At 70.9% G+C, this 14922-nt stretch carries 16 protein-coding genes; 12 read left to right on the forward strand and 4 right to left on the reverse strand.

All coding sequences use genetic code 11. From position 1 onward, the window contains the following. Positions 1-35 precede the first annotated feature (35 nt). Together ACWEV3_RS34825 and ACWEV3_RS34830 are read right to left on the reverse strand one after the other, a co-directional pair. Entirely contained in the window at positions 36-1250 is a 1215-nt protein-coding gene (locus ACWEV3_RS34825; protein ID WP_452617968.1) for an outer membrane protein assembly factor BamB family protein, read from the reverse strand. Then, positions 1244-1465 (reverse strand): helix-turn-helix domain-containing protein, encoded by a 222-nt coding sequence (locus ACWEV3_RS34830; protein ID WP_452617969.1) that lies wholly within the window; start codon positions 1463-1465, stop codon positions 1244-1246. Before ACWEV3_RS34830 ends, ACWEV3_RS34825 begins: the two co-directional genes overlap by 7 nt. 261 nt (positions 1466-1726) lie before the next feature. Here ACWEV3_RS34830 and ACWEV3_RS34835 point away from each other — a divergent pair, with 261 nt between their 5' ends. The 12 genes from ACWEV3_RS34835 to ACWEV3_RS34890 all read left to right on the forward strand — a co-directional run bounded on the left by ACWEV3_RS34835 (position 1727) and on the right by ACWEV3_RS34890 (position 12369). Continuing rightward, positions 1727-2002, forward strand: coding sequence for a hypothetical protein (locus ACWEV3_RS34835; protein WP_452617970.1), 276 nt, complete (start codon positions 1727-1729; stop codon positions 2000-2002). A gap of 377 nt (positions 2003-2379) precedes the next feature. Then, on the forward strand, positions 2380-4197 hold the full coding sequence (locus ACWEV3_RS34840; protein ID WP_452617971.1) for a RiPP maturation radical SAM C-methyltransferase: 1818 nt from the start codon (positions 2380-2382) through the stop codon (positions 4195-4197). Positions 4198-4211: 14 nt separating this feature from the next. Continuing rightward, a complete protein-coding gene (locus tag ACWEV3_RS34845) occupies positions 4212-4793 on the forward strand; it encodes a DUF5825 family protein (RefSeq protein WP_452617972.1) in 582 nt (193 codons plus the stop codon). Positions 4794-4816: 23 nt separating this feature from the next. Continuing rightward, positions 4817-6031, forward strand: coding sequence for an MFS transporter (locus ACWEV3_RS34850; RefSeq protein WP_452617973.1), 1215 nt, complete (start codon positions 4817-4819; stop codon positions 6029-6031). Positions 6032-6116: 85 nt separating this feature from the next. Next, on the forward strand, positions 6117-6626 hold the full coding sequence (locus tag ACWEV3_RS34855) for a toxin-antitoxin system HicB family antitoxin (protein ID WP_452617974.1): 510 nt from the start codon (positions 6117-6119) through the stop codon (positions 6624-6626). Between the two features lie 74 nt (positions 6627-6700). Beyond that, positions 6701-7561 carry a DUF4097 family beta strand repeat-containing protein gene (locus tag ACWEV3_RS34860; RefSeq protein ID WP_452617975.1) on the forward strand — a complete coding sequence of 287 codons (861 nt, stop codon included), beginning with the start codon at positions 6701-6703 and terminating at the stop codon, positions 7559-7561. Between the two features lie 226 nt (positions 7562-7787). Further along, entirely contained in the window at positions 7788-8960 is a 1173-nt protein-coding gene (locus ACWEV3_RS34865) for a cytochrome P450 (protein WP_452617976.1), read from the forward strand. Between the two features lie 106 nt (positions 8961-9066). Next, entirely contained in the window at positions 9067-9501 is a 435-nt protein-coding gene (locus ACWEV3_RS34870; RefSeq protein WP_452617977.1) for a hypothetical protein, read from the forward strand. 42 nt (positions 9502-9543) lie between these two features. After that, entirely contained in the window at positions 9544-9786 is a 243-nt protein-coding gene (locus ACWEV3_RS34875; protein ID WP_452617978.1) for a hypothetical protein, read from the forward strand. Positions 9787-9980: 194 nt separating this feature from the next. Further along, positions 9981-10436 carry a MarR family winged helix-turn-helix transcriptional regulator gene (locus ACWEV3_RS34880; RefSeq protein WP_452617979.1) on the forward strand — a complete coding sequence of 152 codons (456 nt, stop codon included), beginning with the start codon at positions 9981-9983 and terminating at the stop codon, positions 10434-10436. Positions 10437-10442: 6 nt separating this feature from the next. Continuing rightward, positions 10443-11195 carry a protein phosphatase 2C domain-containing protein gene (locus ACWEV3_RS34885; RefSeq protein WP_452617980.1) on the forward strand — a complete coding sequence of 251 codons (753 nt, stop codon included), beginning with the start codon at positions 10443-10445 and terminating at the stop codon, positions 11193-11195. Between the two features lie 121 nt (positions 11196-11316). After that, positions 11317-12369, forward strand: coding sequence for a hypothetical protein (locus ACWEV3_RS34890; protein ID WP_452617981.1), 1053 nt, complete (start codon positions 11317-11319; stop codon positions 12367-12369). Positions 12370-12662: 293 nt separating this feature from the next. On the opposite strand, the gene ACWEV3_RS34895 is transcribed toward ACWEV3_RS34890, so the two are convergent. Both ACWEV3_RS34895 and ACWEV3_RS34900 read right to left on the reverse strand, forming a co-directional pair. Then, complete coding sequence (locus tag ACWEV3_RS34895) at positions 12663-13550, reverse strand: DUF72 domain-containing protein (RefSeq protein ID WP_452617982.1); 888 nt, start codon at positions 13548-13550, stop codon at positions 12663-12665. 84 nt (positions 13551-13634) lie between these two features. Further along, positions 13635-14798 carry a cytochrome P450 family protein gene (locus ACWEV3_RS34900; RefSeq protein ID WP_452617983.1) on the reverse strand — a complete coding sequence of 388 codons (1164 nt, stop codon included), beginning with the start codon at positions 14796-14798 and terminating at the stop codon, positions 13635-13637. Between the last annotated feature and the right edge of the window lie 124 nt (positions 14799-14922).

A 14922-nucleotide genomic window follows, 5' to 3' on the forward strand; every position in this document is an offset into this window, starting at 1 on the left:
GACGACGTGCGCACGTCGTCGGCCGCCACCGGTAGCTATGTGACGACCGCGTACAGGTAGTTGTCGTTGCCACCGACGTACACCACACCATCGGCCACCGCCGGGGACGACCACACGAAGCCGCCTGCGGGAAAGCGCCACAGCGGCGTGCCGTCGACGGCCACCGCGTTCAGATACCCGTCACCGCTGCCGAAGTACACGACGCCGTCGGCGACCGCTGGGGTTGGCCGCACCATGTCGCCGGTGGGCGACCTCCAGACGTGCTTCCCGCTGTCCGCGTCCACCGCGTACAGGTTGTGATCGTCGCTGCCGACGTACACCACGCCATCGGCGACGGTGGGGCCTGCGGCCACGTTGGCGTTGATGAAGTCCGTCGTCCACCGCGTTTCTCCGCTGGCCGCGTAGAGCGCGTGCAGGTTCTGCTCGCCACCTGCGTAGATCACCCCGTTCGCCACCGTCGGATAGGGGAAGGTTCCTTCGGTGGGCACGCTCCACTTCGGGGCGCCGCTGATCGCATCCACCGCGTACAGGTGCTGGTCGCTGCTGCCGGCGTACACCGCGCCGTCGGCCACCGCGGGCGACCAGACGGTGCCATCGGTGGGGAACTTCCACAGCTCCTTCCCGGTGCCCGCGTCCACCGCGTGCAGGTTCTCGTCGACGCTGCCGATGTACACCACGCCGTCGGCCACCACCGGGGACGACCATTCTACGGAGCCGCCGGTGGGGAACTTCCACAGCTCCTTCCCGGAGTCCGCGTTCACGGCGTACAGGTTCTTGTCGACGCTGCCGAAGTACACCGCCTTGCCTGCGACGACCGGGGAAGACCGCACCCGGCCGCCGGTGGGAAACCTCCACCGCTCCTTCCCGGAGTCCGCGGCCACCGCGTACAGGCTCTGGTCATCGCTGCCGACGTACACGAATCCGTCGGCCACCGCGGGAGTCGTGAGCACCGCCCCGTTGGTGCCGAACCGCCACACGAGTTCACCGGGGCGCGGGGTGAGCACCCGCCAGCCGGCGAAGCCGAGCCCTGCGGCGGCACCGGCACCTGCGATGCCGAGCCGGACGTTGCGGCGGGACAGCCGTGCGGAGGCGCCGGTCGGCCGGGTTTCCGCCTCATCGCGATCGGAGTCGGGCTCTGCCTCGTCCGGCGAACGGAGCGCAGGGGTTGGCCGGTAGGGGGAAACGGCGGTCAGCAATCGGTTCCAGGAGCCGTATTCGGGCGGCGGCTGCCCGGCCCATCGGGTCAGCACTTCGACGACGTCATCAACTGCTCCAGATCGCGGGGTGCGTGCCGACTGTTGAACCAGTCGCTGAGCGTCTGTTCGGATACGCCGCTTTCCTTTGCCAGCGCGGACCTCGACGAACGCAGCCCGACCCGGGCCCGGGATTCCTTGGCCTGCCGCTGCAATTCCACGAGCGCCCGGGCCAAAGCGGTCGATCTCCCCGCCTTCGATGTCGGCTCCATCCTCCGCCTTCCTCGCTGCGGCAGATGAGGTATCGGCCGGTGCCGGCTCGCCGACGTCCGGGCGAATCGCCTCCGCCAGCCCCTGCGCTGCGGGTGTGAATGCGAGTATCCTGGTTCGCTCCTGGCGGCGGAAAGCCGCTGATCGGGTTCCCGACGCCAGGTCGGACTCCTTCGGAGAAGCGGGTCTGAACTGCGATTTCGCACATCCGGATTCCGAATTCCTCCGAAACTCGTTGGCGCAGGCGTTTTTCCGGTGACCAATTGACGGCGACCCCGGCGAACGGCCGGGGCCGAACCGGAATGGGAGCTCGTATGAAACGCCTTTCGAGACGTTCGTTCGGTGAACTGGGGATCCGCCTGGGAATCCGCATCGACCGGAACCGGGAAGTGCGCGACGAGGAGCAGATTCCGGCCGGTCGCGCCGGCACCTTCCGCGCATTGGCGCGTTCGGCATTGGCCGGGGCCGCGCGGGCCGGTGCCGTAGTGGCGGAATCGGCGGTAACGGCACTGATCGTCGCGCTGTTCCAGAACCTGTAGCCGGCAATGCCGACAACGGGAGCAAAAGCATCCGGCGATCGGTCTTCGCTCCCGCTCCTCGGTGGGAAAACCGAGAAAACTGCGGGTGTTTCGCGTTCTCCGTTCGGGGCGATCGGGTGAATTCCGGCTTGCGCGCGGTGCCCGGCGGTCGGCATCGTTGGGCGACTCGGGCCTTGTCCCAGGGGAGGACATCGTTTCGGCCGACGGGTTATCGGGGGAGGGGGTGAAGTCTGTGAAGAAGACGACCGTGCACAACGACCCGAAGGCGATCGGCGGGACCGGCACCTCGGGGGTGCGGGTTTCGAAGTGACGCCGGCGGGGCCGGTGGGGTGCCGCCCCGCCGGCCCTCCGGCCCGCTCGGAAGGTGACCGGATCGCATGGACGTGACACTGGTGAACATGCCGTGGGCATCGGTCGGCTACCCGTCGCTGGCCTGCGGAATCCTGAAGACCGCCGTCGAACGCGGTGGGGTGCACCGCGTTCGAGTGGTCGACGCGAACCTCGACTTCTTCGACTGGATGCACCAGAACCTGGGCACCCGGCTGCGCGAGTACGACTTCTTCTCGTTGGACTCCTACTTCGAGGGCTGCGGGGACTGGGTCTTCACCGCCGCCCTGCACGGAGTGCGCGGCTGGCGCGCCGCGGAGTTCCGGGAGGCGATGACCGGGCGCATCGACGCGGACCGGCTGGAGCTGTGCCTGCGGCTGCACGACCTCGTGCCCGACTGGATCTCGGCCTACGCCAAGGAAATCGCCGACACCGCGGGCGGCCTGATCGGGTTCACCACCACGTTCCAGCAGAACACCGCTTCGCTGGCCCTGGCCCGCGAGCTCAAGCTGCTGGACCCCGCGTCGCGGATCGTGTTCGGCGGCGCGAACTGCGACGGCCCGCAGGGCGCCGCCTGGCACCGCAACTTCGAGTTCGTCGACTTCGTCGCGCGCGGCGAAGGGGAACTCGCGCTGCCCGCGCTGGTCGAACACCTCGACCGCGGCGGTGACCCGGCGCGCATACCGGGTCTGTGCTGGCGGGACGGCTCCGGTGAGCACGTCAACGAGCTGACCGCCGCGCCGCTGCCGCCCGCGCAGATCGCCGCCCCGGACTTCGACGGCTACCTGGAGCGGTTCGCCGGGTGCGCCGCCGCGTCCGAGACCGAGCCCAAGCTCGTGGTGGAGGGCGCCCGCGGCTGCTGGTGGGGCGAGAAGCACCACTGCACGTTCTGCGGGCTCAACGGGTCGTTCATGCAGTTCCGCAGCAAGAGCCCGGACCGGTTCCACGACGAGCTGGTCGGTCTCGCCGAGCGGTACCGGGTGCTGGACATGTACCTGGTGGACAACATCCTCGACATGGAGTACCTGCGCACCGTTCTGCCCCGGCTCGAAACCGCCGGCTACGACCTGCGGTTGCAGTGCGAGATCAAGGCGAACCTGCGCTTCGACCAGCTGCGCGGGCTGGTGCGGGCCGGGGTGGTCCAGGTGCAGCCCGGCATCGAGAACCTCAGCAGCCGGGTGCTGCGGCTGATGGACAAGGGCGTGGACGGGTGCCAGAACGTGCGGCTGCTGCGGGACGCGCGGTCGCTGGGGCTCACGGTGATGTGGAACTACCTGTACGGATTCCCCGGCGAGCTCGACTCCGACTACGCGTCCGTCGTCGGGCAGCTCCCGGCCTTGAGCCACCTGCCGCCGATGGACGGGGCCAGCCGCATCGCCTTGGAACGCTTCAGCCCCTACTTCGACGACCCGGCGCTGGGCTTCGCGACGCGGGAACCAGACCCGCAGTACTTCCTGAACTACGACCTGCCCGCCGAGGAACTGCGCGACCTCGCCTACCTGTTCAGCACCGAGCCGGCCGGCATCGGCGGCCGCGCGGAGGCCGAGCTGCTGGCGGCGGTGGCGGCGTGGACCGAGCACCACCCGACGAGCGTGCTGGAGCACGTGGCGCTGGACGGCGAGGTGGTCGTGATCGACGACCGGCCCGGGTTCGGCCCGGACGAGCACGTGCTGACCGGCGCCGATGCGGAGCTGTTCCGGGCGTTGGACCGGCCGCGCTCGTTGCCGAACCTGGAGTCCGGCTTCGGGCCGCAGGTGCGCGACCGGCTCGACCTCTGGCGGCATCGGGGCCTGCTCTTCACCGACGACGGCCGCTTCGTCCACGTGGTGCCGCAGGCCAACAACCAGCAATTGCTCCGGCTCGGATGATTGCGAGGCAGCGGATGCAGATCGAGTTGTTCCGCCACTACCTGGGCGCTCTGGGCGATGAATCCCTTGGTGCGCAGGCGGTTTCCGCGGACCCGGTCGGCCAGGCGCGTCGGCTGTTCGACGACGGGGTGCGCAAGGCCGTGTTCACCGAGCCGGTCCGGCTCGACGAGCCGGGCTCCCGCGGCGCGCTCGACCTGCTGCGGGAACTGGCCGCATGGGGCGTGCGCTGCGAGTGGCGCGCGTCCGGCCAGCCGCCGGCCTGGCAGGCGTTCTCCCACCTGCCGCCGCCGACCGGAGGTGCCGATCTCGACCCGTGGCGGGCGGCGTACTTCCCGGCCAAGTGCGTCTTCCGGGAAGGGCCGGGCTTCGTCCAGATCCGGGACCGGCGCAGCGGATCGCTGGAGTGCTACACGGCGGACGAACCCGAGCTGATCGCGGCCATCCGCAGGCTCGCGGCCGGCGCCGACCCGGACGAGTGCGATCCGGCGGCCACCTCGTTGTTCGCCGAGCACGGCCTGCTGGTCCGCGCGGGCGGGCTGCGCTGGTGGGCACCGGCCCGGCTGCGGCGCTGGCCGGTGCCCGCGATGGTGGTCTGAACGGCGCGGGAGGCGGCTTGCGGATGAGTGGTCCGGCACCGGGGGTGCGTTCCCGGCCGTTCGGGCTCCTGCTCGGTGCTTGGGCCGTTTCGTCGGTCGGCGACGGGATCCGGGCGGCGGCGCTGCCGCTGTTCACGGCGGTCAGCACGCGCGATCCGGTGGCCGTTTCGGCGGTTGCGGCGGCGACCGTGCTGCCGTGGCTGCTGGTCGCCTTGCCCGCGGGGGCGATGGTCGACCGGTGGCGGCCCCGCCACGCGCTGATCTGCGCGCATGCCTTCCGCTGCGCCGTCACGTTCGTGCTGGCCGGCCTGATCCACACCGGCAACGCCGGGCTGCCCGCGTTGCTGGTGTGCGGTTTCCTGCTCAGCAGCGCGGAAACGTTCGCCGATTCGGCGGCGCAGACGCTGCTGGTGTCGTTGGCCGGGTCGGCGGAGCTGGAACGCGCCAACGGCCGGTTCGTCAGCGTGGAGACGGCCGGTGTCGAGATCGCGGGCCCGTTGGCGGCGGCGGTGCTGTTCGCGTGGGATCCCGCGCTGTGCTTCGCGGCGAACGCGCTCGCGCTGGGACTGGCGCTGCTCCTGGTGATCGCCGTGCCCGGCCAGGCGGCGCCGGCCCAGGAGCGCGAAGCGACGTCGTTGCGCGCGGAAGTGCTCGCGGGGCTGCGCTTCCTGGTGCGCAGCCCGGACTTGCGCGCGGTCGTCGGCGTCGTCGGCGTGACCGCGCTGCTCACCAGCGGCGTCAACGCGGTGGCGTTCCTGTTCGCGATCGAGTCGCTGCGCCTGCCCGCGGCGTCCGTGCCGACGCTGCTGGTCTGCACCGCGATCGGCACGCTGCTGGCCGCCCCGGTCGCGTCCCGGCTGGCCGGCCGGCTGGGCGGCGGATCGGTGATGATCGGCGCTTTGTTCGTGCTGGCCGCGGGAATCGCGCTGCTCGGGGTGGTGCGGGCACCGGGCGGCGCGTGGGTCGCGTACTTCGTGATGGGGCTGGGCGCGGGCGCGTGGAACGTGCTGTCAGCGGCCAACCGCCAGCGCCTGACGCCGCGCCCGATGATGGGCCGGGTGACCAGCGCGCACCGGGTGCTGGCCTGGGGCCTGATGCCACTGGGTGCCGCGCTCGCCGGGCCGCTCGCCGAAGTCACGTCGCTGCGCGCGGTGATCCTCGGCGCGGCGTTGCTGACGGTCGCGGTGGCCATCGCCGCCGCGCCGCGCCTGCGCGGCGTCAGCCAGCCGAAACGCTGATCGTTCTCGGTCGCGGACCGGGACCGCGCCGCGTCGAGTGCCATGGATGGTTGCGCTGGTGCCACGTTGGTGCCATGATGATGCCATGGATATTGGGGTGTATGTCGACGGCATCCGGCGGGAGCTGGCCGTCGCCGCCGAAGTCGGCGGTGACGATGCCCGGGAGCTCGCCGAGCGGCTCACGACGCCATTGGAGTCCGCCCTCCGGCTGACGCTGCTGGACGCGTTGTCGTCGGCTGCCGACGAGATCACCCGCGAGCTCGCGCCGGGATCGGTGGACCTGCGGTTCCGCAGCGGGGAAGCGGAATTCGTCGTGACGGCGCCATTGGTGGCGCACGGCGAGGTGGCCACCGGCGGCGAGAGCGCGCCGGCGGAGGTCCGGCCGGTCCTGGAGGCCGACGAAGGCGCCATGTCGCGGATCAACGTCCGGATGCCCGAAAGGCTCAAGGCCCGCGTCGAGGAAGCGGCCGGGCGAGAAGGGCTGTCGGTCAACGCGTGGCTCGTCCGGGCGGCCGCCGCTGCGGTGGAACCCGCCCAGCGGCCCGCCGGGGGCACCGGCCGGCGCGGACAGCGCTACACCGGGTGGGCGCGCTAGCGGCGCGCTCCGGCCCGTACACCACACGTCCTACCAGCGAGGACGCTCACCGAACACGATCTGAGGGGACAGTCATGCCAACTTTCGACACTCCGGAACCGATTTCCGCCACGATCGACGTCGTCCTGGGCGACGTGCGGATCGTCGCCGCCGACCGGGCCGACACGGTCGTCGACGTGCGGCCGACCGACCCGTCCCGGAAGGCCGACGTGCGGGCGGTGGAACTGACCCGCGTCGAGTTCTCCGATGGCGAGCTGCTGGTCAAGACGGAGAAGCGGTGGCGGCACTACGGCCCGCGCGACGGCGGATCGGTCGAGGTGCTGATCGAGCTGCCGACCGGGTCGCAGGTGCGCGGCGAGTCGGCGCAGGGGGACTTCCGCGGCGAGGGACGGCTCGGCGAGTGCCGGTTCCGGACCTCGGTCGGCGCCATCCGGCTCGACGCCACCGGCCCGCTGAACGCGAAGACCGCCACCGGAGCGGTCGCCGTCGACCGCGTGGCGGGCCCGGCCGAGGCCGCCACCGGGTCCGGCGAGCTGCGGATCAGGCGGGTCGACGGTGCCGGGGTGTTCAAGAACTCCAACGGGGAGACCCGGATCGGCGAGATCGGCGGGGAAGCGCGGTTGAGCGCGGCCAACGGCAGCATCACCGTCGAGAAGGCGCGCGACTCTGTCCGGGCCAAGACCGCCAACGGCGACATCCGGATCGGCGAAGTCGCGCGCGGCACGGTCGAGCTGGACGTGTCGGTGGGGGAGCTGGAGGTCGGCATCCGCGAGGGGACCGCCGCGTACCTGGACCTGAACACCACGATCGGTCGCGTGCACAACTCGCTGGACAGCGTCGATGCGCCGGGAGACGCGGAGGAGACCGTCGAGGTCCGCGCCAACACGGTGAGCGGTGACATCATCGTGCGCCGCTCCTCGCTCGTCGACGAATGACCGGCGAGTAGGCCCCGAAAAGCACCACGCCGCCGTTCTTTCCGGCGGTGACCTTCGCCAGGACCGAGGTCCTGCGCCACGATCCCGGCCCTTGACACGGCCGGTGTTCACGCGGATGCGCTTCCTGCTGCCCTCGCTCCGGCCCCGGTGCCGGTCCTGATCGGGCGCGCCCGTTTTCCTTTTATCCCAGCGAAAGGGAATACCCGTGATAATCGATGCTGCCCGCATGGCGGTCGACCCGCAGCACTTCTGGCTGCGCGGCGAGAAACCGGCGAACCCGGTCGACTTCGACGAAGAGCGAGGCGTGTGGAACGTCCACGGCCACCCGGAGGCGGTCGCGGTCCTCAGCGATCCGAAGACGTTCTCCTCCGACATCACGCGAGTCATGCCGATCGAGCTCGACCCGGCCTTCCTGGAGGGCGACCTGACGCAGATGGACCCGCCGCAGCACCGCAAGCTGCGGCGGTTGGTTAGCCACGCGTTCACCCCGAAGATCGTGGCCGACCTCGAACCGCGGATCGCCGCGCTGACGCACGAACTGCTCGGCGCGGTGGCCGACCGGGACCGGTTCGAACTGGTCGCGGATCTCGCCTACCCGCTGCCGGTGATCGTCATCGCCGAATTGCTGGGCGTGCCCAGCAGCGACCGCGATCTCTTCCGGAAATGGGCGGAGGAGCAGCTCAGCGGCGGCCAGCAGCTCTCGGTCTCCGCCCAGGGCGAGGAGCAGCTGCGCGAGATGAACGCATCGCTGGAAAGCATGCGGCAGATCTACGACTACCTCCTCGAACACGCCGCGGAGCGGCGGCGGAAACCCCGCGAGGACCTGCTGACCCAGCTGGTGCAGGCGGAGATCGACGGCGAACGGCTCACCGACAACGAGGTTGCGAACTTCGCCAACCTCCTGCTGGCCGCCGGGCACATCACCACCACGATGCTGCTGGGAAACACGGTGATGTGCCTGGACGCGCACCCGGAGCAGGCGGCGCGGGTGCGCGCGGACCGCGCGCTGGTGCCGGGCGCGATCGAGGAATCGCTGCGCCTGCTGACCCCGTTCGCGCTCACCTACCGGGCGACGATGACGGAGACCGAGGTCGGCGGCCGGCGGGTGCCCGCGGACCAGGTGCTCTCGGTGTGGCTCGGGGCGGCCAACCGCGACGGCCGGGTGTTCGCGGAGCCGGACGCCTTCGATCCGGCCCGCGACCCCAACCCGCACATCGCGTTCGGGCGAGGCATCCACTTCTGCCTGGGCGCGCCGCTGGCCCGGCTGGAGGGCCGGATCGCGATGAACATCCTGCTGGACCGCTTCCCGGTGCTGCGCACGGATCCGGCGAACCCGCCGGTCCTCATGCCGGGCACGGACATGATCGGCGCGACTTCGCTGCCCTTGCTCACCGAATAACGCGTTCGGCTGCTCCCGGCCGGAAAACGGGTCGGCGCGGTGGGATGGCGTGGCAAGATCGCCGTCGAAATCCATGCCGGTTCGCGGCCGATTGCTGGGAGGAATCGTGGCGACCTGGGAAGACCTTCTCGAATTCGTGCGGACCGAATACCGGGTCGTCCCCGGTGGGGCGGAGGAGGGCGAGCCCGAGTACCGGATCATCGAGGACAGCGAGGACGAGATCCGGCTCCTCGTCGAATACGAGGACGACCGGAGCCAGATCGTCATCGTCTGCCACGAGCGGCTCGACGGCAGCGAGGACTGGGTGCAGGTCGTGTCGGTGATCGGCCGGGCCGAGAGCGTCAACCTGCGGAAACTGCTGGAAGAGCTGGGGCAGACCTCGGTCGTGTGCGGGGCGCTGATCATCGGGGACCACGTCGTCCTCCGGCATTCGCTGCCGCTGCTGAACCTCGACATCAACGAGTTCACCGATCCGCTGAACTTCGTCGCGGAAACCGCGGATCATCTCGAAGAGCTCTTCTTCCGCAACGACGACCATTGACCCGTTTCGGGCATTTCGGGGCATTTGGGGTTGAATGGGGGAATGGGATTCTTCCAGAACTCGAAAGCCGATCTCGGCGCGATGGCCGCCGCCGCTGTCGAAGCGGAGCGGCGGCGGTTCACCGTTCGCCTGGTGGCGCTGCCCGGCAGCAAGGACGACGCGATCGATCCGTGGTCGGAGCGGATCGAGGCGATCGAGGACGAGGGCTGGGAGCTCGACCGGTTCTCGGTGGTGCCGAACGAGAAGGGCTGGGTCGAGGCGTACGTGCTGTTCAAGCGGGGCTGAGCGGCTCGATCCGTTGAGCGGGTGCGGGATCGCGGTGGCCGAAGGGTCGGCGACCGGGGTGCCCTGCCTGCAGGTGCGCGAGTCGGCGTGAGGCGCAAGCAGGTAGTTGCAGGCGCTCGATAAATGCTTGCACACGCTTCATAACCGCGCAAGCTGCTATAGTCGTGGGAGGTACGCATCACGGGAGGTGTGCGGTGGGGATCGCCGACGACGCCGTCGAGATTCGGGCGCACGGCTGGCGCACGCTCGCCGCGCTCCACGGGGCGCTCGAAACCGCGCTGGAGAAGGCGCTGCAGGCCGAGCACGGGTTGTCGGTCGTCGAGTACACCGTCCTGGACGCCCTGAGCAGGCAGGACGGCTGGCACATGCGGATGCAGCAGCTCGCCCGCGCCACTGCGCTCAGCGGCAGCGCGACGACCCGGCTGGTCAACCGGCTGGAAGACCGCGAGCTGCTCACCCGGGTCCTGTGCAAGGACGACCGCCGCGGCATCTACACCGAGCTGACCGACGCGGGCCGGGCCCTGTGGGAGCAGGCCCGCCCCACCCACGACGAAGCCCTGGAGAAGGCGCTGGTCGAAGCCGAGCGGCTCCCGGAGCTCGCGCCGCTGGCGGCAGCGCTGCACAACCTGCCGCAGCGGCCCGGCGGCTGACCGGGCGTGCGGGCGACGCAGGCGACGATCGCCACGCCCGGCCGGCCGAACGAGGACTACCTGGCCACCGGGCCCGATTGGGCGTTCGTCCTCGACGGCGCGACTGCTCCGTCCGGAGTGGACAGTGGCTGCGTGCACGACGTGCCCTGGCTGGTACGCCGGCTCGGCGGCGAGCTGGCGCAGCGGCTAGCGGCATCGGACGGGACAGCCGCTGACCTCCTCGCCGACGCGATCCGCGCGACCTGCGCAGCGCACGCGGACACCTGCGACCTGCGAAACCCGTCGAGTCCCTCGGCGACCGCGGCGCTGCTGCGGCTGCGCGGCGACTACCTTGAGCACCTCGTGCTCGCCGACAGCCCGATCGTGCTCGACGTGGCGGGCGAAACCCGGCCGATCATCGACGACCGGATCGAACACCTGCCCGGCTACACGCTCGAAGCGGTCCGCGACCTGCGGAACCGGCCGGGCGGATTCTGGGTCGCCGGCACGAAACCCGAAGCGGCGTACGAAGCCGTGCACGGCGTGCTCCCGGTGCCCGACGTGCGCCGGGCGGCGCTGCTCACCGACGGCGCGTCCCGCTACGTGGACCGCTTCGGCCTCGGCGACTGGACCGACCTGCTGAACCTCGTGGAGCACGCCGGCCCGGCCGAGCTGCTGCGCCGGGTGCGAGCCGCGGAAGCAGCGGAAACCCCGGCGGAAAGCCGCAGGCGAAGGGGAAAACCCCACGACGACGCCACCGCGGTGTTCTTGCGCTTCTGAACCCGCCACGATCCGGGCGCGGGTCTGCTCTGTTCGAGCGGAAAACCGCTTGAACGGTTCCGCCGCGCCGGACGCCCGGTACTGAATTGTGGAGTGCAGCCCAGTGCGTGGAGGACGCCGGATGAATCGTGAGCAGCGTGGTGTCGTCAAGGCGGTGTCGGTGATCGCGGCGGCGCTCTGGATCGTGCTCGGATTGCGTTTCGGCTGGCCGGCGTGGCTGTGGCTGGCGCTGGTCGCCGCGATGTGCGTCGCTCCGTGGGTGATCTTCTGGCAATTCCGGCGCTGGCAGGACCGGAAGCTCGCGGCGGAGCCGCCGGCCGTCGAAGCCGCCGAACCGCGGGAGCGGCCGCAAGCGGCCGAGCGGTCGTTATCGGGCCTGCCGATGCGAAGCGCGCACCCGGACTACAAGTTCTTGTTCTCCGGCAAGGTGTTCTGGTACTCGAAGCCGGACGCGCCGGGGCTGCCGCACGCCGACCCCGGCGGGCTGGCCATCGACCTGGTCCTGGAGCAGGCCACCCACTTCGTGGCGGAAGTGCCGCCGGACGAGGGCGAGCTCGCGCAGTACCGGCTGAACGCCGCGCTCGGCGTGGAACGCTCCGATGCGTCCGGGCGCGTGGCGGCCTGGGCCGGCGACGTGCGGCTCGAACTGCCCGACGCCGACGCGGACCGGCTGCATCGCCTCGCCGAGGCGCGCAAGCAGGAAGAGCTCTGGGAACGCGCGCGGAACCACGAGCGCGAAAAGCGCGCCTACCTGGCCGAAGACGTGCTGAAGAATCCCGGCAGCGCGCTGGTCTGGTGGTTGGCGAGGGAGGACGGCAACGTCGACGAAGCGGTCCGCCAGATCGCCAACCTGCGGAGGCTCACCGCCGCCGCGCACGACACCCGGATCCCGGACCCGGACCTCCACCCTCCACAGTGGATCACCGCGATGCCGGGCGACCAGCACACGATGCGCTCGTTCCGGCTGGAGGAATTCGAGGTCCAGGGCAGCAGGCTGGGCGCGTCGCAGCACGTGCTGGCCGCGATCGAAGGCCTGGCGACGGGGGAGGAGCGCGCGGCGCTCGGCCGCCGGGTGGCGGAGGTCCTGGCGGCGCACGGCCACGACGAGCTGGCGGAACTGGTCCGGAGCACCTTCGACGACCGCCCGGAACTCCCGGGCCCGGAAGCGCCCTGACAGGCCGTCTGGTCAGGCTCGGGCCTGGTGGACCGGAGATCCGGGTTCGGTCCTCGAAGCGGCGGAACCATGTGGTGCGGGGCGCCGCTTTCGCGCGAAACCGTCACCTGCACGCGTGGTGAACGCCGCTTTCGCGCGAAACCGGCGCGCAGGGCGAGTGCCGAACAACATCTGCGGCGACCTGCGCGCTGCCGCAGCCTCGCGGAACACCCGGAGACGGATCGGACGCCATGTCGCGGAGGGACCGCGCTGCTCCCGGCGCCGAACAGGGCAGTCGTCGAGCAGGCCTGCGTTCAGAGGCCCGCGCAGCGTTCGGCGAGGGACATCGCGTCGTGGGGCGCGTGGGCCTTCACGTCGTTGTCGAAGTACGCGTAGACGTCACGGCCCTTGGTCGTCGGGGCCGGGGCGGCGACCGTGTGCTTGGTCTTGGGGCACTTGCCCTCGTGCCACGACCTGATCAACTTCGCCCAGTGGTCCAGGTCCTCGGCGCTGTAGCCGCTGGCGTACAGCTCCTCGGCGCCGTGGAAGCGGAGGTAGACGAAGTCGCTCGTGACGTCCTCCAGGTGCGGCCAGGCCCCCGCCGCGTCCGCCACCACCAGGCCGATGTCGTGGCTGCGGAGCAGCTCGACCGCCTCGGCGGAGGCGAAGCCGGGATGGCGGACCTCCAGCGCGTGGCGCAGCGGCCGGTCCGCGTCGGTCTCGGTGAGCGAGCGGCCCGCGAGCCGATCGTCGTGCCGAGCGGCCAGCGCAGCGGCCGCGGCGGTGCTCCGGGGGAGGAGGCGGAAGAACGCCGTCAGGCGTTCGACGTCGACGCCCAGCGACGGCGGGAGCTGCCAGAGCAGCGGCCCGAGCTTCGAGCCGAGGGCGAGGACGCCGGAGGCGAAGAAGTTCGCCAGCGGCGTTTCGGCGTCGTGGAGCCTTTTCATGTGGGTGATGTAGCGGCTTCCCTTGACCGCGAACAGGAAGTCGTCCGGGGTCTGCTCCACCCAGCGGCGGTAGGTGTCCGGGCGTTGCAGGGAGTAGAACGACGCGTTGATCTCCGTGGAGTCGAGCCGGCGCGAGAGGTACTCCAGTTCGGCGCCGCGGCGCAGATCGCGCGGGTAGAACGGACCGTGCCAGGGGCCGTACACCCAACCGGACGTGCCGATCCGGATCCTGCGCGATGCGGAACGAGCTCGCATGACGTCATCGACGGTACTCGCCTCCACGGCAGTCGTGAGCGTTTGCTCCGGTAAGAGCCGGAGTTCTCGCTCACGAGCGTGGCTTCAGCGGAGGGTGACCGGGAGGGTGCGGAGGCCGCGGTTGCGGAAGGAGTTCCGCCACTGCAGCTCTTCCTCCGGCACCGCCGGCGCGAGGTCCGGGAACCGGCTCAGCAGCGCGCCGAAACCGATCTCCCCCTCCATCCGCGCCAGCGACGCCCCGAGGCAGAAGTGCGGCCCGTGGCCGAACGCCAGGTGCGGGTTGTCGGCGCGGTCGAGGTCCAGGAGCTCCGGGTCGGCGTAGCGGTCCGGGTCGTGGTGCGCCGACACCAGCGAGAGCAGCACCGTCTCCCCGGCCGGGATGGTCACGCCGCCGATCTCGACGTCGGTGACCGTGAATCGGCGGATCGCCAGCTGCGGTGGTGGATCGAACCGCAGCAATTCGTCCACAGTGGCCGGTGTGACCCCACTGCGGGCTTCGGCGAGCGCCGACGGTCGCGTCAGCAGCGCGGCGAGCCCGTTGCCCAGCAGGTTCACGGTGTTCTCGTAGCCGGCGAACAGCACGAGGAACGCCGCCGACGTCAGCTCCTCCTCGCTGAGCCGGTCCTCCTCGTCGCGGAGCTCGATCAGGCTGCTGAGGAAGTCCGCGCCGGGATTCGCGCGCTTCGCCGCGATCAGTTCGAGCAGGTAGCCGTACAGCGCCTGGAGCGATTCGCGGGCCTGGTCGGGCGTCTCGGGTGCGAGCATGCCGTCGGTCCACGAGCGGAAGTCCGGCCGGTCGGCGGCGTCCACGCCGAGCAGCTCGCAGATCACCGTGATCGGCAGCGGCGCGCAGTAGGCCGGCATCAGGTCCGCTTCGCGCTGCCCGTCCAGGGCGTCCAGCAGCTCGTCGGCGATCTGCCGGACCCGCGGGCGCAGCGGCTCGATGCGGCGCGGGGCGAACGCCTTGCCGATGATGCGGCGCAGCCTCGTGTGCTCCGGCGCATCCATGTTGAGCAGGTTCGCGTCCAGCGCGGGCGGCAGCGAGAAGCCGCGGTAGCCGCCGGCGGAGTGCTTCTTGTCCAGCGACAGCCGCGCGTCGGCCAGCGCCGCGCGCACGTCCGCGTAGCGGGTGACCAGCCAGATCGATGTGCCGTCCGGGGCGGTCGCGCGGTGCACGGGCCCCTGCTCGCGGAGGCGGGCGTAGGTGGCGCGGGGAGCGGTGACGAAGGCGGAGTCGATCTCGATCACGGTGTCGAAGCTACGCGAGTTGTCAGGTCAGATGCGCCGGACCGTCCGCAGCCGTTCGGCTCGGCGTAACCGGGAGCCGGTCACCGCTCCACCTGGTTTCCGCACGCTGACCGCGCACCTCAGC

This window comes from Saccharopolyspora sp. NPDC003752, from assembly GCF_053605825.1.